Raw genomic sequence first — 18,064 nt, 5'->3', positions numbered from 1 at the left:
CTTGTGATACAAGTCGTTCAACCTGTTCTTCTCCCTCCGCCCATACTTTTCGAGAAGGTCTCTCCTCTTCCTTCCGCTCCTAATTTTCCGCTGAATCTTCCTCCTTTTGAGGAAGTAGCCAGTCCTGATTTCCCGCTCGTGAGTGATGATTTGAACGAATTCACCGTTTGGAAGGGAGAGGGTAACGTTATTCTCGTTCAAATCCACGCCGACGAAAGCCTTCGGCTCTTTAACCTCAACCTCTTTAGAGAAAACAACGTTTAGAAAAGTTCCTTTCGGCGCTTTAACCAACCACGCTTGCCCAATCTTCCAGTCCTTGAACTTCCGGTGATATTTTGCAGGATAAAACTCTAACTGAATTCTTCCTTTGGGAGTGGAGAGTTTTACCGTTCCATTCTCCAAGTCGAGTTTAAAGAGGTGGTCGTCGAGCATAATGACTTCTTTTTTGAATACAGGTTTTCCTTTGGCTTTGCCTTTTTTCTTCCTCTTTTTAAAACTCTTGAAGATTGACGTGGCCATCTGACAGGCCGTGTAAAGGTAATGGCTTGGGAGTTCTGGATATTCCCTGCGTAAGCCTTTGTAAGTTTCCTTCTTCAGCCGGTAAAAGCTGGTAACGTTATTCTCAAAAGCGTAAGTGATGAGAAAATTCACAATCTCACGGTAAGTGGAGAAGAGGTCATCTAACCCATTAGGTATTTCCTTGAGTTTGAACTTGGCGGTCAGTTTAATCGTCTCGAAGGGCATTCTTCACAGCCTCGATGAGATGTTTTTTCTTGTGAGAACGAGCCCCATAGAGCTTTCCGGCGAAGGAGGTTACTATGGCCAACAAGTCCTCCACGAGCTCTTTTTCTGGTGTTTTCTCCTCATCGTCGAAGATTACCTCGATTTCGACGCCGTGAGAGTTGAAGTATTGTTCGAGGTATTCGAAGCCGAAGCGGGTGAGCCTGTCCCGGTAAGTTATGATGACTTTGGTAACTTCTCCATCTTCAACCAATTTGAAGAGCTGTTTTAATCCCCTCCTGTTCTCGTTCAGGCCGGAGGATATGTCGGTGATGATTTTGGCCACTTGGTAGCCTTTTGATGAGGAGTAGTTTTTGAGGTATTCAACTTGTCTTTCCAAGTCTTCCTTCTGGTCTCGGCTTGAGACTCTGGCGTAAATTACAACCTTATCGGGGACTTTGCCCTCAAGAATTCTCTTGATTTCGCTTTCGGGGACTCGGTATTCTTTGCCGATTCTGTGGGCTTTGAGTTTGCCCGATTTAATCCAGCGGAGGACTGTCATCTTGGAAACTCCGAGTTTCTTTGCGGCCTCACCAGTCCGGTAAAGCTTCACCACCCTCGCCCAAAAGAAATCAGTGCCAAAAATACTTAAAAGTTCCTCTTGTTATCATTTATAAAACAGCCCCCCAACCCCTGCAAAGAGGAGTACACTTATCACCAGCAGGGCGATCCTTGAAAGGAGCCTCGACAGAGAGGCGTAGTCATAGTCTTCCGTTCCTGGAGCCGGGAATACGACGTTCACACCCATACATTTTCCCTCTGTTCTGAGACGGGCCTTTTCCCAAGACAGGGTTCTGTTGAGTTCTTCAACGTACTCCAGGACGGCTGTCCTCTTGTCCTCCGGCAGCTCATCCAGATGCCTCGTGAGAACCGAGATTTCTCTCTCGGTCCAGTTTACCGATGCCTCTCTCATTCTGGTGAATTCCTCAATGCTCCAGCCGTCCATCACACTAACGTCCCAGCCGTTTTTTGAGGCTTCCTCTACAAAGCGGCTGTACTCCGTGGGGTTCACGCCCAGCGAGAGGAGAACCACGTAATCCCGCCACTCCACCGATATTACCTTTGAACCAGTCTCATTGACGAGCGAGAGCATGCGGGACAGGTCATCTTTTGAGAGCGGTACGTTAACTGCCGCAACCACCTGGCCGCAGGATCCACCTTCCCCGTGGATGTTAAGGAGTTCCCGGAACGCGGCGGACTTCTCCCGTCTTTCTCCCTCTCCTTTGATGTATATCCCGGCGAATACCGAACCCAACAACAGGAGAACCACAAAGCCCACAAGAACAAATTTATTGCCCTTCAAAGACAGGTAGATTCCCACAAGGCTCAGGAGGACGACAGATGACCAGATTATGAGGAACGGCCTCCTGTTTTCGCGAGCTATGTCTGTTGTGAGCACGGTAACATGGACAAGCGTCTTGTTCGTGTGGGGCCTTGCAAAGTAGGAAGCCCCCCGGAGCATGGACTCAATCACTTCTCCATCGGATGTTCCGTTTGTGATGTTCTCCAGCATGAGGATTGCACGGTAGAGTGTGTCCGAATACTCCGCCCTGCCCCTGACGTTGGGATAGCAGTGGGCCGGGAGTTCTGCAAGGAATTCTTTCCAGTCATCCACCAGAATGACGGTTTCAGTAAAGCCCGGATGAGAAATGAGGTAGTCGTGAGGGTAACCAAGTGTCCAGTTGATGAGGTGGCCGTAGTACTCCCTCACATATGCCTGACAGGTCAGCGAAGCAACCCATTCGTGGTTCTCCATATAGACGCGGTAGCTTGCTTCCTCGGACCTGATGGGAGCGGGATCATAGGCCTCCGGTGGTATAAGCTGTGAGACCAGGAGGGTGATCATCATCACGAGAAGGAGGCACCTCACCCTGTTCATCAACTCACCGTCGAAGGTAAGAATAAGAACTTTAAAAGGTTTTATCTGAGGCCGAGCTTCCTGAGGTAACCGATCATCTTCTCAACGTCGTTCGCTATGACCACCTCGAAAAGGCCCCTCAGCTTCGCGAGGTTGTCATCCCTGTAGAAGAGAACGTCGTTCTCTGTCCAGAGAACAACTTTAAGGCCGAGCGAGCGCGCCCACCTAATTGTCTGCACGGTCTTTTCGAGGCCAAGTATTGGAATCGCTTCCATGGGGACATTTATCGACCACAGGTTGAGTTCCCCTTTCAGCTTCGGAATAAGGGGCACCACATCTTCCCGGTCTATGAGCAGCCCCATCGTGGTAGTCCTGTCGTGCTCCCGATAGGCCCTCAGTGCGTCTATCTCGAAGGACGATATCATAACCCTCTCAGGATTGTTCTCCGCGACGATTTTAGCGACCTCCCCGGCTGTGTCCGGGTCTTTAAGCTCGATATTGATTAAGGTGTCTCCCGGGATGGCCTCAAACGCTTCCTTGAGTGTTGGAATACGCTCCCCCATCCCGATATCAGCCCTCTTGAGCTCTTCGAGGGTCATGTCCTTCTGCCTGCCGTTCATGTCACTCGTCCTGTCTATGGTCTCGTCATGCATGACGATTACTTCCCCGTCCCTGGTGAGCCAGACGTCCAACTCTATCCCATCCGCCCCTGCCTCTATCGCCTTCCTGAAGGCTAGAATGCTGTTCTCCGGGTACCTGCTCATGTAGCCGCGGTGGCCGAGAACGAGCACCCTACCGGATTCCCATCTGGACATTATGCATCGCCCCGGGAAGATACACCCTAAACGTAAAAACTTTTCTATTCTTGAAGGGTCGTCCGCTATGACCGCATCGACGAGGGGCAGAAACCTAGGCACCCACAAAAGCTCGTCCATCTGGTAGTTCCAGAGATAGATCTGCAGCCCCCGTTTCCTCAGTGTTCGCAGGAGAACTGTGAAACTGGTGTAACCGACGTAGGAGACCGCATCTATGGGGACATGGATGGAGTAGAGATCCTTAAACCTCAGTATCCAGAGAAGGGAAGAATAGTCGGTTATGGAAAAACCGACCCTGCAGTTGGGACATTCACGAAGGAGACCCCTGACTACCTCAGGGTTCTCGGAGGAAAACACCGTGCTTTCGGTTATCTCGAACCTTTCGGAGAGCTTGAGGAGGGGCTCAATAGCCCCAATCTCCTTGACGTCTGCGTTGAAAATGGCTCCCTTGAACTCCCTGAACACCCGCTCTACCGTCGGGATTATTTTCCCGTTGGGGTGCAACCTTTGCAGTTCCTTGAGACTAAGCTCCTGGAGGGAGCGGAAAGAGCCGTTGACATGAAAGCCCTGGTCATGATGCGTAACAAGCTTTCCGTCGCCAGTCAGCCTGACGTCGAACTCTATCCCGTCAGCGTACCTGAGGGCCGTTCTGAAGGCGGGCAGAGTGTTCTCGAGCCTTCCCCTAACACCACGGTGTCCAAGGAGCAACAGCCTCATGGTTACTACCGGCCATAAAAGACGTCAAAAACCCTTAAAAGACCAACGTTCCAGTTCATTGAGGAATAAAATAGCGGGGTGATGGACAGTGGTGGAGTTCAAGTACAGCAGGATTTTCATCCTCGGCTTTGGATTCTTCGGCATAAGCATAATCTGGGCCCTCTACAACGCGTACATACCGATCTTCCTGCAGGACACATTCCATCTCAGCAAGACGGTGACCGGCTTCATCATGACCATCGACAACCTCTTCGCGGTTCTCCTCCTCCCGTTCCTCGGTGCCCTCAGCGACATGACTCGGACGAGACTGGGCAGGAGAAAGCCCTACATCCTTCTCGGTGCGCCGTCCGCCGCGCTGATGTTTGCGCTCATACCGGTGGCGAGGGAGCACGCCAACCTAGCCCTCTTCATGGGGACGATTGTTTTCATGAACTTCTTTATGGCCCTCTTCCGCTCCCCAGTTGTTGCCTTTATGCCGGACATCACGCCGAGCGAGAAGAGGAGCCAGGCGAACGGGATAATCAACTTCATGGGCGGCCTTGGCGCTCTGCTGGCTTACTTCGGTGGCAAGGCCCTCTACGACATGAACTACGCTTACCCGTTCTACTTCGGCGCCGCTGTGATGCTCCTCGCCAACCTGCTCGTCGTCCTCGCGGTTCCCGAACCCGAGGAGTACCGCGTCCCCGGTAAGAAGGTGAGCATCAGAAAGCTGCTCTCCGAAACGTCACACAAGAGCTTTGGCGAACTCAGGGAGAACCTCAAGGACGTCTTTGCAAGCCATGAGAGGAGCCTACTCGCAATACTGGTGGCCATCTTCCTCTGGTTCATCGCATTCAACTCCCTAGAGACCTTCTTCACCAGCTACGCCAAGTACTACCTCGGCATCGAGGAAAGCACTGGAGCGTTCATGCTAGGCGTCTTCAGCTTAAGCTTCATGCTCTTCGCCATTCCTGCCGGCTTCATAGGCGCCCGCCTCGGAAGGCGCAGGACGATAACCCTTGGCCTCACGATGATTGTGGCCATCCTTATCGGGGCTTACTTGGTCGGCGAGGGAACAAAGCCGGAGTCGAGCTCCCTCAGCGACCCGGTCGTCATGACGTTCATGGGGCTCTTCTTCGTCGGAGGCATGGGCTGGGCGATGGTGAACGTCAACTCCCTGCCGATGGTCGTGGACATGACGACGGAGGAGAAGCTGGGCGGCTACACTGGGCTCTACTACTTCTTCAGTCAGGCGGCGAACCTCGTTGCACCACCCTTAGCGGGGGCCTTCCTAGATGTCATCGGATACAGGACACTGTTGCCCTTCGCCGTGGTGTTCTTTGTCCTCGCGGCCATAGCGATGCAGTTCGTCAGGCGCGGAGACATAGTGAAAAACAGGGGCACCGCCCTCGACTACGTTCCCGACATGGACTGAGGGCCTCCTCTTTCCAGTTTCCTTATTAGCCCCACCGAAAACGTAAAAACTCCTTTTTGACATAAGTGTGTAAAATAAGGGGGTGAAACCATGGAGCGGAAGGGCTTCAGCTGGGGAGTTGTTCTCGGCCTGGCACTGCTCGGCTTCAGCAGAAGTGTTGGCTGGGCGCTCAACAAGGGGCTTTCCTTCCCGCTGCTGTCCAGTTACACACAGTCTGCGTTTGTAAAGGGTACAATACTCGCGTTTGAGGGTATAATCGGCCTGTTCGTCCCGGTTCTGCTCGGCTATTACAGCGATACCCTGAGGTCAAGGCACGGCAGGAGGAGACCGTTTATCATGGCTGGGGGAGTTCTGGCAGGGATAGCGGCCCTGATGGTATACACCGGCTACGCGATGGGCGTTCCGCTGTGGGGCTTTGCGCTCACCCTTGGCTTCTTCTACCTCTCGATGCATCTTTACACGGCACAGTTCAGGGCGCTGATGCCGGACACCATCGAGAGCGGCCAGCGCGGCAAGGCGAGCGGGGTCATAACCCTCCTCGAATGGGCGGGCAACCTCTTCCTCTTCGGCCTGGCAGGATTCCTCATAGCGAAGGCCGTTGCCGAGACCGGGGAGAGCGAGGGTATTAAAGCCCTAGCCCAGACGCCCTACCTCAAGATACCCTTCCTCGTCACGGCGTTCTTCCTCATCGGTGCGGCCCTCTTCGTGTATTTCATCGTTAAAGAGCCCAAGGCACCGGAGATAGAGGAAGAAGAGGGCCTGTGGGACTACCTTAAGAGCATCATCGAGAACCGCGACTTCCTCAAGTTCTACGCGGCCCAGACCCTCTGGTGGATGAGCTTTGAGTTCATAGCCATATTCCTCTACGGGATACTGGCGTACATACTCCACGGCTCGGCCACCGAGGAGAACGTGAAGGCCGTTACCTCGCTCGGCCTGTACCTCATGGCACTCTTCAACGTCACCGTCCTCCTCGGGGCACTTCCTGGTGGGATTATCTACGATAAGCTGGGAAGGAGGCTCAGCATAATCCTCGGCGGAGTCATATTCGCCCTCCCCCAGCTCTGGGGATGGTTCATAACGAGCCAGACCCAGATAGTCATCGCCCTCGGAGTCGCCGGACTCGGCTGGGGAATCCTGATGGCGGCCTCCTACCCGGTTATCGGCGACCTCCTCACCAAGTTTGAGAGGGAGGCCTTCACGGGGCGTTACTACGGCTTCTTCGAGGCGACCCGTTCACTACCAGTTCTGCTTGCGGGCGTCATCGGCGGTGCGATAGTTGATCTCGCCGGCGAGAACTACCGGATACTCTTCCCAATAGGGGCGGTGCTGGTGCTGCTGGCGATGCCGATGATATGGATGATGAAGAACCTCGAGGTAAAGAACGGTTAAATATTTCTTCCCCACAATTTTTCATGGTGAGGGTCGTGAAAAGCTTTGAGGAGATAAAGATCATCCTCCGGGAACACATGGACGAGCTGAGGGCAAGGTACGGCGTTCGATCCATTGAGGTTTTCGGATCCTATGCCAGGGGCGAGCAGAGGGAAGACAGCGACCTTGATCTCCTCGTTGAGTTCGAAGAACCAGTAGGGTTGCTGACCATCTCGATGCTCCAGGTTTATCTCTCCGACTTGCTCGGAATTGAAGTGGACGTCATTCCTAAGGACTCATTGAGGCGAGAGCTGTGGGAAAGCGTGAGCAGGGAGGCAGTAAGGGTATGAGGCGGTACGACCTCTACATCAAGGACATCTTGGAGCACATAGAAAAGGCCCAGCGCTTCGTTGAGGGGATGGACTTTCAGGAGTTCATTAGAGATGAAAAGACGATGTACGCTGTTATCAGGTGTATAGAGATCATCGGTGAAGCAGCGAAAGCAGTTCCCGCAGAGATCCGCGCAAAGTACCCGGAAGTGCCATGGAGGGCCATGGCAGGAATGAGGGACAGGCTAATCCACGGTTATTTTGGCATAAATCCCGAGATCGTCTGGATAACTGTTGTAAAAGATCTGCCCCCTTTAAAGGAGAGGCTCAAGAAGGTTCTCGAAGAGGTGGGTGATGGGGCATGATTTTGCAGGTCATTATCATTGTGATTCTTTTGCTTCTCGCCTTTTCGGCCTTTGTGGCCTACAAAATGGTGAAGCCTCCCAGGTTCATAGCCGAGTGGACGCCCAAGGATTTTGGCTTCGACTACGAGGATGTCACCATCGAGACTGAAGATGGTCTCAAGCTGAGCGGCTGGTGGATTCCCAACGAGAGCGATAAGACGGTGATTCCCCTCCACGGATACACGAGGAGCAGGTGGGACGAGGTCTACATGAGGCCCCTCACTGGATTCCTCCTCGGGGAGGGCTACAACGTCTTAGTCTTTGACTTCCGCGCCCACGGGGAGAGCGAGGGGAAATACACAACGGTTGGGGATAAGGAGATAGCCGATGTGAAAGCGGCAGTGGAGTGGCTTAAAGAAAAACACCCCGAAAAGGCTGAAAAAATAGCACTTATCGGCTTTTCAATGGGAGGGATGCTCACCATACGCTCGCTCGCGGATATTCCGGAGGTCTGCTGTGGTGTCGCCGACAGTCCGCCCATGCACCTCGACAGAACTGGGGCGCGCGGTCTGAAGTATTTCTCCGGCCTTCCTGAGTGGCTATACATCTTAGTCAAACCCTTCACCAAGCTATTCAGCAACGGGAAGGGGGTTCACCCAATTGAGTATGCTGAGAAAGTCAGAAAGCCGCTCCTCCTCATAGCAGGCGAAAAGGACCCTCTTGTCAAGGTTGGGGAGGTCAGGGAGTTCTACGAGCGCAACAGGAGGATAAACCCTGACGTCGAACTGTGGGTCACCGATGCGGCGCACGTGAGAACCCTGAAGTCCCACCCCGATGAGTGGAAAGTCAAAGTCGGAGAGTTCCTCAGGAAGCACCTCTGAGAAAGCTTTTTACGCATTTTTTCCTTTCAAACCCTGATGAAGAAGCTTCCCATCCTTGTGGTAGTTCTGGTGGCTGTCTCCTCTTCCTCGCTCGGTGAGCCGGCTTATCTCCCGCAGTTCGGCCACTTCGCCATCCTGATCCATGATGTAAGTCCGGTTTACCTCCCCCAGCTACGCCAGATGGCGGCGATTATAGACCACTACGGCCTCCAGAACGAGACGTACCTCTTTGTGATACCCGACCACGCGGGGGAGCACCCGATAGGGGACTATCCCGAGTTCGTGGCGTTCCTCAGGAACCTGAGCGGGGAGGGTTATCACGTTGAGCTCCACGGCTACGACCACATCGGGGACGAGTTTGAGTGCGATGGGGCTGAGGCCAAAAAGAGGCTCGATCTCGGTCTGGGGGAGCTTGAAGACATGGGCTTCTCGCCGGAATACTTCATAGCGCCGCGCTATGCCGTCTCGGACGAGGCGCTCGAAGTTCTTCTTGGACACAACCTCACGGTCATCGGCGGGGACTTCATCTATCTCCCGAACGGCACGGTCGAACCGGTGCTCAACAGGGAGTACACGTGGTACCTCACGGGGCCTCTGCTCAATTACCAGCTGGAGAGTGCCAGGGCGAGCTATAGAAACACAAAGGGGACTTTCTTCCTCTCGATCCACCCAAAAGCGGCAAACAGCGGTGCCGGAATGGAGTTCTTGGAGGAGTTTCTCAAGCTTGTCTGGGAGAACTGGAAGGACGGCCTCGGCTAACCCTCTTCTCCTCACCGCTCAGCGTGGCTAACGCTCGTCATCGGCCGGAAGAATTTCAGGGGAACCTTTTAAAAAGCAACCGCCGAAGAGAGAAGGGGGATGAAGAGCGTTTACCGGTCTGATTCGCTACCGGATGAAGAGACTGGCACTGGCAGACCCCTCACTTCTTTAAGAGCTCGTGCTCCACCAGCGCGACGATGTCGTTGTGGATGTCCTCAACGCTCGCGAGGGCGTTCACTATCCTTATCTCGGGAAAGCGCTCTGCAAGCTTGAGATAGTTCTCGCGCACCTTCTTCTGGAGCTCGGCTATCTTGTCGAACTCGGTCTTTATGCTCCTGCCGTTTATGCGCTTCATGCTCTCCTTGACGGGCAGATCGAGGAGTATGACGAGGTCAGGCCTTATCGCGAAGCGGTTCAGGTCTATCAGCCACTCCAGGTCGAGGCCCCTCGCCCACTGGTAAGCGAGGGAGGAATAGAAATACCTGTCGGATATTACTACCTTCCCTGCCTCAAGGGAGGGTTTTATGAGCTTTGCAACGTGCTCCGCCCTGTCGGCGGCAAAGAGAAGTGCCTCCGCCTCGTGGCTTATCCTGGCACCGTCTATAATGCCCTCCCGCCCTCCCGTGAGGACAAGCTTTCTGATCAGCTTTCCAAAGGCCGTGTCCGTTGGCTCCTTGGTCAGAACGACCTCATAGCCCTTTTTCTCAAACCACTCGGCCAGAAGCTTTGCCTGGGTGGACTTCCCAGCGCCATCAATGCCCTCAATGACAACGAACGTTCCCACAGATGTCACCCCCAAAATGAACGCGAAACCTATAATCGGCCGGCCCCTTTTAACGCTTTTCGCTAAATGTTTTCAGCGAGTTTAAAAATTGGGGTAAAAATTCAAAGGTTTCTCTTCATGTGGTCGAGGAGCTTCCACATGCTCCCGAACTCCACCTCTTCTCCGTCCCTGTAGAACTCGACTATACCGTCGGGCCTGAAGCGCAGCCCGAAATCGTAGTCCCCCTTCTGAAGTTTGTGCAGGAATACCTCCTTGGGCTTCGGGGGCAGGTAGCTCGTCATCATGTCGTTGATCAGTTCAACTTCAAAGCCAAAGTGGTCGCTCATCCGCGGGAAGAAGAGCACCGCTGGAGTGTTCATTGCGTCGACGAGGGCCTTCCCGTTGATCTGGAAGTTGTAGTGCTTGAAGACCTCATGCAGAAAGTCATCGAGGGCGTTGGGGTAGTAGACTGTGGCACCTATATCGTTGGGGTGGGCCTCTATGAAGCTCCTGCTTTCCAGAATGGTGCTGATCTCCTCCGTGTCAAGGCCGCTGACATAGACGCGAACGCCGCCGTAATAGTAAACGTAAGCCAGCGGGAGGCCCTTTCTGTGGGCAAAGTCCTTCAGTGCTACCAGGGGGATAAGTCTGACGTCCATTATGGTCGAGCCAGTGCTGACGATTCCCACAACCATTGCGCGCTTTCCGTACCTCGATATCGCCCTGCCGTCCCTCCCCACTATTATTGTCCCATGGGAGATGGTTCCTATAGCCCTGCCAAGGAGGGCGAGTTCTTCGGGGTTGAACCTCTGGGAATGATAAACCTCCACCTTCACCACCTCAGTCAGGCAGTATAATACTTTCCTTTCCAATCCTCGACTCCACCCAGATCTTGACGTTGGAGCCGATCTTGCTGAAGTCCTCAATGAGCGTGTTGTCCCCTATAACGCTCCCCGGCTGTATGACCACGCCCCTTCCAATGTGGACGTTTTCGCCGATTATCGCTTCCCTGACCTCAGCACCCTCCTCTATGACGGCACCTGGGAATATCACTGAACGCTCTATTTTAACGTTTCTGCCTATCTCAACGTCGTCCCCGAGAACCGCGAAGCCCCGGATCTCGGGCCTCCTCAGCACGCAGCGGCTGCCTGTAACGATCGCACCCCCATGCTCCAGGTTGCCCTTAAGCACCCCTGTCCTCATCCCCGGGAGCCGGAGCCGTGCAATGAACACATCTTCCGTGGCCTGAAGGTAGCTGGACGGCCTCCCTACGTCGTTCCAGTAGTCACCGAAGGGAAATCCATAGAGGGGCAGGTCGTTTTCGAGCATCAGGAGGAACAGATCCCTTGAAAAGTCAAAGCTTCTGCCCTTTGGGACGAGGTCGAATGCATCCGGCTCAAAGACGTATATCCCAGCGTTTACAAGGTTGCTGAAGGCCTTCCCCGGCTTCGGCTTCTCCTTGAAGCGGAGTATCCTGCCCTCACCGTTGATTACCGCTATCCCGTACTGGGTCGGGTCTTCAACCCGGGAAAGGGCTATCGTAGCCAGTGCCTTCTTTTTCTTGTGGTACTCGTAGAGGGCCCTGAGGTCAAGGTTCGTTAGGACGTCACTAGAGACAACGAAGAAGGTATCGTCCACGTTCCTGACCACCTTTTTCGTGGCCCCTGCCGTCCCGAGCTTTACATTGTCTCCGTTGGAATAGCGTATCCGCACCCCCCACCTGCTCCCGTCTCCGAAGTACCCGACTATGCGCTCCTTCAGGTAGCCGACGAGGACGTAGATCTCGTCTACACCCGCCTTCACGAGGCTTTCGATGGTGTACTCCATCAGGGGCCGGTTGAAGAAGGGTATCATCGGCTTTGGCCTGTATACTGTGAGTGGGAGCAACCTTGTCCCCTTCCCCCCGGCCAGCACCACTGCCCTCATTACGTGCACCACCTCAGTGTATCACTCCCAGTTAAAATACTTTATGTCCGCTTCATTGCTGAACTGAAAGATACACCAGCGTACCACTTTACCCGGCAAACTATTTTAAGGCATCACTCAACTAATCCTGGAGGCGGTATCATGGACGCTCTGGAAAGACTTGAAAAGCTCCTGGAGCCGGAGCAGTTTGAAAAAATAAAGGCGATAGACAATCCCAAGCTCCACGAGTTTCTCGCGGACTGGATCGAGTGGCTTGAGCCGGATAAGGTCTTCGTCTGTACCGACAGCCCGGAGGACGAGGCCTACGTCAAATGGAAGGCCCTCTACAACGGCGAGGAAAAGATGCTGGAAACGCCGAACCACACAGTCCATTACGACAACTACTACGACCAGGCGAGGGACAAGGCCAACACGAAGCTCCTCGTCCCGGACGGGAAGGAGATACCTTTCCTCAACACCAAGGACAGGGATGAGGGCCTGAGGGAGATACGCGAACTTATGAAGGGCATCATGAGGGGTAAGGAGCTCTTCGTCTGCTTCTTCGTCCTAGGGCCGAGGAAATCTGTGTTCACCATTCCAGCCGTCCAGCTCACAGATTCCGCTTATGTGGCCCACTCGGAGTTCATCCTCTACAGGAAGGGCTACGAAGAATTTAAGCGCCTTGGAAGGGAGGCAAAGTTTTTCAGGTTTGTACACTCCGCCGGCGAGCTGGACGAGAGGAAGACGAGCAGGAACCTCGATAAGAGGAGGGTCTACATCGACCTCGTCGACGAGACGGTTTATTCTGTCAACACCCAGTACGGCGGCAACACCATAGGTCTCAAGAAGCTCGCCTTCAGACTGACGATACAGAAGGCCGTCAGGGAGGGCTGGCTGAGCGAGCACATGTTCCTGATGCGCGTCAACGGCCCCAACGGCAGGAAGACCTACTTTACTGGGGCTTATCCGAGCATGTGCGGGAAGACTTCGACGGCGATGATAAGCTGGGAGAACATAGTCGGCGACGATTTGACCTTCATCCTGCCGGTGAACGGAGTTGCTAGGGGTGCCAACGTGGAGAAGGGCGTCTTTGGCATCATTCAAGGAGTAAACCCGGAGGACGACCCGATAATATGGCAGGTTCTCCACTCCCCGGTCGAGATAATATTCTCCAACGTCCTCGTCAAGGACGGAAAGCCCTACTGGAACGACATGGGAATCGAAATTCCGGACGAGGGGGAGAACCACAGTGGAAAGTGGTGGCGCGGGAAGAAAGATGCTGAGGGCAACGAGATACCGCCGAGCCACAAGAACGCGCGCTTCACAGTCTCGCTTGAACACTTCCCGAACGTTGACCTGGAGGCCCTTGAGAACCCGTGCGGCGTGGAGATAGGGGGAATGATCTTCGGCGGCAGGGACAAGGACACTTGGCCACCAGTCAGGGAGGCCTTCGACTGGGCTCATGGCGTTGTGACGATGGGCGCCGCGCTGGAAAGCGAGACGACCGCTGCTACCCTCGGCAAAGAAGGTGTTAGGGCTTTCAACCCGATGGCAATACTCGACTTTATGAGCGTTCCCCTCGGTGAATACCTCAGGAACTACCTCGAATTCGGTGAAAAGCTGAAGAAAGCCCCGAAGATATTCGCGGTGAACTACTTCCTTCGCGACGAAAACGGGAACTGGCTCAACCACAAGCTCGACAAAGCGGTCTGGCTCAAGTGGATGGAGCTCCGCGTTCACGGCGATGTCGGGGCAATAGAGACGCCCATCGGCTACATTCCGAGGTACGAAGACCTCGCGAGGCTGTTCAGGGATGTTCTCAACAAGGAGTACGGCAGGGAGGACTACGAAAAGCAGTTCACGATAAGGGTTCCGGAGCTTCTAGCGAAGATAGAGCGCATTGAAAGGATATACCGCGAGCAGGCTGGAAACGTCCCCGAGGAACTGTTCAGGATCCTCGAAGAGGAGCGGAACAGGCTTCTCCAGGCCAGAGAGAAGTATGGGGACTACATCAGCCCGTTCCAGCTTGAGGGCCCCTGAGCCCTCTTTTTTTCTACCCATCTTCGGCATCTGCCGAGTGGCAAGACTTTTTAAGGTTGTCCCCAAATATTTATCACCCAGAATGATACACGGGTGGTTGCCATGGTCGAGCTTGACACCCACACACAGGATATAATCAGGGAGAAGCTGCCCCATCCCCTGAAGGGGCTGGCTGATCTGGCGTACAACTACTGGTGGAGCTGGAACAGACGCGCAACAAAGCTCTGGGAGAGGATTGACCCCGAGCTCTGGCGCGAACACAAAAACCCGGTTAAACTGCTCCTAGACGTTTCCGAACACCGCCTAAGGGACCTCCTTAAGGACGACGACTTCATGAACCTGTACGAGCTTGTTATGGAGCAGTTCGAGGACTACATGAACCCGGACTCAACGTGGTTCTCTACCAACTATCCCAAATGGGACATGCCGATCGTCTACCTCTGCATGGAGTACGGGATAAGCAGGAGCCTGCCGATATACTCAGGGGGTCTTGGAATACTCGCCGGAGACCACGTTAAGACCGCCAGCGACTTGGGGTTGCCTTTCATAGCAATAGGCCTACTGTACAAGCACGGATACTTCCGGCAGGAGATAGACAAAGACGGCAGGCAGAGGGAGGTGTTCCCGGAGTACAGGCCGGAGGAGATGCCTATCAAGCCCGTTCTCGGCAGGGACGGAAAGCCCCTCCTGATAGAGGTTCCCATCGGAGAGAGAGTTGTTTACGCGAGGGCCTTCGAGGTCGTGGTTGGGAGGGTCAAGATATACCTCCTTGACACGGACGTCCCGGAGAACTCCCCGGACGACAGAACCACCTGCGATTACCTCTACAACGCCGAGATAGACAAGCGCATAAAGCAGGAGATACTCCTCGGCATCGGGGGCATGAGGCTCCTCAGAAAGCTCGGAATAGAGCCCGGAGTTGTGCACCTCAACGAGGGCCATCCCGCCTTCGCGAACCTCCAGAGAATCGCATGGTACATGGAAGAGGGGCTGACGTTTACAGAGGCCCTGAGCATAGTGCGCGGGACTACCATATTCACAACACACACCCCCGTACCAGCAGGCCACGACAGGTTCCCCATTGAGGAGGTAAAGAAGAGGCTCTCCGGCTTCCTAGCCGGCAGGGAATACCTCCTAGAGCTTGGCCGCGAGGGCGACCAGCTTAACATGACACTGCTCGCGATAAGGACGTCCAGCTACGTCAACGGTGTCAGCCAGCTCCACGCAGAGGTAAGCAAGCGTATGTGGCAGGATCTCTGGCCGGGCGTGCCGATAGACGAGATACCAATAGAGGGCATAACAAACGGCATACACACCATGACGTGGGTCCACAACGAGATGAGGAAGCTCTTCGACAGGTATCTCGGCAAGATATGGCGCGAGCACACGAACCTTGAGGGCCTTTGGTACGCCGTCGAGAGCATTCCCGACGAGGAGCTCTGGGAAGCCCACTTGGAGGCCAAGAGACAGTTTATAGCGTTCCTCAGGAGAAAAGTGATGCAGAGAAACGAGCGGCTCGGTGTTGACGAGCCCCTGCCCGCCATGGACGAGAACGCCCTGATAATAGGCTTTGCCAGACGCTTCGCCACATACAAGAGGGCAACCCTACTTTTCACAGACCTTGAGAGGCTCAGGAAGATCCTCAACGACCCGGAGAGGCCCGTGTATATAGTCTTCGGGGGCAAGGCTCATCCAATGGATGAGGCTGGAAAGGAGTTCCTCAGAAGGGTTTACGAGGTAAGCCAGATGCCTGAGTTCAGGGGCAAGATATTCGTGGTGGAGAACTACGATATGGGCAGTGCAAGGCTCATGGTGGCCGGTGTTGACGTCTGGCTCAACAACCCGCGCAGGCCTATGGAGGCGAGCGGGACGAGCGGCATGAAGGCCGGCCTCAACGGTGTCCTCAACGCGAGCATCTACGACGGCTGGTGGGTAGAGGGCTACAACGGGAAAAACGGATGGGTGATAGGAGAGGAGACCACCGAGCCAGAGACAGAGGCGGACGACCCCAAGGACGCACAGGCGCTCTACGAGCTCCTCGAAAGGGAGATAATCCCAACGTACTACGAGAACCGCGAAAAATGGATATACATGATGAAGGAGAGCATAAAGAGCATAGCCCCCCGCTTCAGCACCCACAGAATGGTCAAGGAGTACGTGGGCAGGTTCTACTCCAAGGCCATGAGCAACCACATCTGGCTGATGCGCGATAACTATCGCGGAGCAAAGGAGATCGCTGCTTGGAAGGACAGGGTTACTGCCTCCTGGGACGAAGTGAGGTTCGAGGAGGTCAGGGTCGGCGAAGATGGGAGAACCTTTAAGGCAGTTGTTTACCTTGACGGTCTCAAACCTGAGGATGTCAGGGTCGAGCTGTACTACGGGGTAAGGGCTGATGGGTACCATGTTGAGAAGCCCTATATAATCGAGCTGAGGCACCCGAAGCCCCTTGGCGACAGCCGCTGGCTGTACACCTACGAGGGCAACGCCCTGAAGCATCTCAAAGACCCTTGCTGGCACTACGCACTCAGAGTTTACCCCCACCACGAAAAGCTGCCCCACCGGTTCCTGCTCGGCCTGGTTAAGTGGCACGGTCTTGACTGAACCCACTTTCCCTATTTTCTGAATTTTCTGACCCCGTGTTACCCTCAGACGGAAGGACGTTCCCAGGAGACCGGAGGATGTAAGTTTTCGGCGGATTTTGAAAAGTTACTCTTTTAACCCCAAGCAATTTTAGTGAAGTGAATGGAATCATCGGGAGGTGAAGCCATGGACGATGTCAAAAAGTGGACCCTCTACCTGATGTTCCTGGTGGCGGGCTTTGCGACCGGGATCGGGACGCTGGGGCTCTTCCCGCAGTTCTGGCTCCAGTACGGGATAACAGGGATGGCGGTCCACCTGGTTTTCCTGGCGCTGTTCGCGTACGTGGCGATACTTGAGGCTGAGGCCGTTATGAAATCCGGCTATTACTTCGTTGAACTTTACAGGAAAGTGGCCAGGAGGCCCGCCATGATAATCGCGATCCTTGCAACGGTGATACTGTTCATCTCGTACTACGCGGCCAACGTCATGCTCAGCGTCCTCTCACCGGTTGTCGGAACCGGAGCCATTGGGAGGCTCGTTGCAAAACTCCCGATGCTCGCCATAGTGTTCCTGATACTCACCCGCGCCAAGGAAAAGACCTTCACCATCATGGCCGTAGGCTCCCTGGTCTTCGTCATCTCAGTTGTCGTAACAGCCATAGCGTTTAAGACCCAGATACCGGAAAACGCGACGTTCCTCGGGCTGGCAAAACACATGCTCGTGGCCACGACCCCCCTCACGCTCAACCTCATCAGGGACGCCGCAATGAGGGCCCTCTACGGTGTCGGGCTGGGATTTGCCTTCTACCTCATGCTCGGCAGCTTCCTTAACGAGCGCTTTAACCCGCGGCTCATCATAGGAACGGGCATCCTCATACAGCTCCTCATCAGCCTGCTGTCAACCGTGATAGTGGTCTACGCCATAGCTCCAACGACCCCCGAAAGGCTCCTGAGCTACGTCTACGGAGGAGACGAAGGGGCCATAGCACTCATGGGAGATCTTCCAGACATTCTCTCAGGATACCCCACTCTTCTGGGACTGATAGCGATATCCCTGTTCTTCGCGGGCATAACAAGCCTCTTACCGACGGCAGAGGTGGGCCTTCAGATTACAGAATCACTGCTGAGGGTCGGCAGGAACAGGGCCGCTGCATACCTGATAGGGGCGGCCGCGGTCATAGGAGTGCTCGACTCAGCGCCTGCGGTCGCTGACATGGCCCTCAAGACTGTCACAGCAGCGACGTTCTTCACAGCAATATACGAGCTGTACCCTGTGGTAGCCTTTAGAGAAAGGCTCCCCGCGAGGGGCATACTGGCAGGAACCGCCCTCGTGCTGTTTCTCATCGGCGGCATCCATGCCGTGGTCACTGAGTTTAGGGCAGGAGGGCTCTACATTGCCTCAGGAGTCCTGGCAGTGGTTCTGATCCTCTTCGGCCTGTTCGGCGACAGAATAGTCCCGGCCCCGGAAGAAGCCCTCTGATTCCCTTATTTTTCACTCTCGTCTGGAGC

At 54.6% G+C, this 18,064-nt stretch carries 15 protein-coding genes and 2 pseudogenes; 9 read left to right on the top strand and 8 right to left on the bottom strand.

Translation table 11 applies throughout. The features are described from left to right. The 5 genes and pseudogenes from E3E36_RS07800 to E3E36_RS13345 form a co-directional block, all read right to left on the bottom strand. Positions 1–744, bottom strand: a pseudogene (locus E3E36_RS07800) (RNA-guided endonuclease TnpB family protein); the annotation flags it as partial. Continuing rightward, complete coding sequence (locus tag E3E36_RS07795; RefSeq protein ID WP_167894628.1) at positions 725–1,336, bottom strand: IS607 family transposase; 612 nt, start codon at positions 1,334–1,336, stop codon at positions 725–727. The pseudogene E3E36_RS07800 and the gene E3E36_RS07795, both read right to left, overlap by 20 nt. A gap of 51 nt (positions 1,337–1,387) precedes the next feature. Continuing rightward, entirely contained in the window at positions 1,388–2,659 is a 1,272-nt protein-coding gene (locus E3E36_RS07790) for a hypothetical protein (protein WP_167894627.1), read from the bottom strand. A gap of 41 nt (positions 2,660–2,700) precedes the next feature. After that, positions 2,701–3,453 (bottom strand): glycerophosphodiester phosphodiesterase family protein, encoded by a 753-nt coding sequence (locus E3E36_RS07785; RefSeq protein ID WP_167894900.1) that lies wholly within the window; start codon positions 3,451–3,453, stop codon positions 2,701–2,703. Positions 3,454–3,519: 66 nt separating this feature from the next. Further along, positions 3,520–4,170 (bottom strand): annotated as a pseudogene (locus E3E36_RS13345) (glycerophosphodiester phosphodiesterase family protein); the annotation flags it as partial. A gap of 91 nt (positions 4,171–4,261) precedes the next feature. Here E3E36_RS13345 and E3E36_RS07775 point away from each other — a divergent pair. The 6 genes from E3E36_RS07775 (at position 4,262) to E3E36_RS07750 (ending at position 9,268) form a co-directional block, all read left to right on the top strand. Beyond that, positions 4,262–5,584 carry an SLC45 family MFS transporter gene (locus tag E3E36_RS07775; RefSeq protein WP_167894899.1) on the top strand — a complete coding sequence of 441 codons (1,323 nt, stop codon included), beginning with the start codon at positions 4,262–4,264 and terminating at the stop codon, positions 5,582–5,584. 90 nt (positions 5,585–5,674) lie between these two features. Next, positions 5,675–6,976, top strand: coding sequence for an MFS transporter (locus tag E3E36_RS07770; protein ID WP_167894626.1), 1,302 nt, complete (start codon positions 5,675–5,677; stop codon positions 6,974–6,976). A gap of 26 nt (positions 6,977–7,002) precedes the next feature. Continuing rightward, the gene (locus E3E36_RS07765; RefSeq protein ID WP_342764387.1) at positions 7,003–7,305 is read left to right on the top strand and encodes a nucleotidyltransferase family protein; all 303 of its coding nucleotides are present in this window, start codon (positions 7,003–7,005) and stop codon (positions 7,303–7,305) included. Beyond that, positions 7,269–7,649 carry a DUF86 domain-containing protein gene (locus E3E36_RS07760; RefSeq protein ID WP_342764386.1) on the top strand — a complete coding sequence of 127 codons (381 nt, stop codon included), beginning with the start codon at positions 7,269–7,271 and terminating at the stop codon, positions 7,647–7,649. The genes E3E36_RS07765 and E3E36_RS07760 overlap by 37 nt, the downstream gene beginning before the upstream one ends. Then, entirely contained in the window at positions 7,646–8,509 is an 864-nt protein-coding gene (locus tag E3E36_RS07755) for an alpha/beta hydrolase (protein ID WP_167894625.1), read from the top strand. Before E3E36_RS07760 ends, E3E36_RS07755 begins: the two co-directional genes overlap by 4 nt. A gap of 36 nt (positions 8,510–8,545) precedes the next feature. Further along, entirely contained in the window at positions 8,546–9,268 is a 723-nt protein-coding gene (locus E3E36_RS07750) for a DUF2334 domain-containing protein (protein WP_167894624.1), read from the top strand. A gap of 160 nt (positions 9,269–9,428) precedes the next feature. Here E3E36_RS07750 and tmk read toward each other — a convergent pair whose 3' ends face one another. The 3 genes from tmk to E3E36_RS07735 all read right to left on the bottom strand — a co-directional run bounded on the left by tmk (position 9,429) and on the right by E3E36_RS07735 (position 11,957). Continuing rightward, complete coding sequence (gene tmk / locus E3E36_RS07745) at positions 9,429–10,052, bottom strand: dTMP kinase (protein ID WP_167894623.1); 624 nt, start codon at positions 10,050–10,052, stop codon at positions 9,429–9,431. Between the two features lie 101 nt (positions 10,053–10,153). Further along, positions 10,154–10,861 carry a phospho-sugar mutase gene (locus E3E36_RS07740; protein WP_167894896.1) on the bottom strand — a complete coding sequence of 236 codons (708 nt, stop codon included), beginning with the start codon at positions 10,859–10,861 and terminating at the stop codon, positions 10,154–10,156. 10 nt (positions 10,862–10,871) lie between these two features. Continuing rightward, a complete protein-coding gene (locus tag E3E36_RS07735) occupies positions 10,872–11,957 on the bottom strand; it encodes a sugar phosphate nucleotidyltransferase (RefSeq protein ID WP_167894895.1) in 1,086 nt (361 codons plus the stop codon). Between the two features lie 141 nt (positions 11,958–12,098). Here E3E36_RS07735 and E3E36_RS07730 point away from each other — a divergent pair, with 141 nt between their 5' ends. From E3E36_RS07730 to E3E36_RS07720, 3 genes are all read left to right on the top strand, one after another. Continuing rightward, positions 12,099–13,976, top strand: a complete 1,878-nt coding sequence (locus E3E36_RS07730) for a phosphoenolpyruvate carboxykinase (GTP) (RefSeq protein WP_206203497.1) — start codon at positions 12,099–12,101, stop codon at positions 13,974–13,976. Between the two features lie 102 nt (positions 13,977–14,078). Beyond that, complete coding sequence (gene malP, locus E3E36_RS07725; RefSeq protein ID WP_167894622.1) at positions 14,079–16,577, top strand: maltodextrin phosphorylase; 2,499 nt, start codon at positions 14,079–14,081, stop codon at positions 16,575–16,577. 165 nt (positions 16,578–16,742) lie between these two features. After that, positions 16,743–18,035: a sodium-dependent transporter gene (locus E3E36_RS07720; RefSeq protein WP_167894621.1), complete on the top strand. Its 1,293-nt coding sequence runs from the start codon at positions 16,743–16,745 to the stop codon at positions 18,033–18,035. The last annotated feature ends 29 nt before the right edge of the window (positions 18,036–18,064 follow it).

Origin of the sequence: Thermococcus sp. M36, assembly GCF_012027355.1 — an archaeon.
GTDB lineage: Archaea > Methanobacteriota_B > Thermococci > Thermococcales > Thermococcaceae > Thermococcus.
Note: the sequence above shows the minus strand (reverse complement) of the source record. Positions and strands in the feature narration are given on the sequence as shown.

Coding starts and splice junctions, on each gene's coding strand:
- E3E36_RS07720 (WP_167894621.1), top strand. CDS start 16,743: ATGGACGATGTCAAAAAGTGGACCCTCTACCTGATGTTCCTGGTGGCG.
- malP (WP_167894622.1), top strand. CDS start 14,079: ATGGTCGAGCTTGACACCCACACACAGGATATAATCAGGGAGAAGCTG.
- E3E36_RS07750 (WP_167894624.1), top strand. CDS start 8,546: ATGAAGAAGCTTCCCATCCTTGTGGTAGTTCTGGTGGCTGTCTCCTCT.
- E3E36_RS07790 (WP_167894627.1), bottom strand. CDS start 2,659: ATGAACAGGGTGAGGTGCCTCCTTCTCGTGATGATGATCACCCTCCTG.
- E3E36_RS07735 (WP_167894895.1), bottom strand. CDS start 11,957: ATGAGGGCAGTGGTGCTGGCCGGGGGGAAGGGGACAAGGTTGCTCCCA.
- E3E36_RS07755 (WP_167894625.1), top strand. CDS start 7,646: ATGATTTTGCAGGTCATTATCATTGTGATTCTTTTGCTTCTCGCCTTT.
- E3E36_RS07770 (WP_167894626.1), top strand. CDS start 5,675: ATGGAGCGGAAGGGCTTCAGCTGGGGAGTTGTTCTCGGCCTGGCACTG.
- E3E36_RS07730 (WP_206203497.1), top strand. CDS start 12,099: ATGGACGCTCTGGAAAGACTTGAAAAGCTCCTGGAGCCGGAGCAGTTT.
- E3E36_RS07785 (WP_167894900.1), bottom strand. CDS start 3,453: ATGTCCAGATGGGAATCCGGTAGGGTGCTCGTTCTCGGCCACCGCGGC.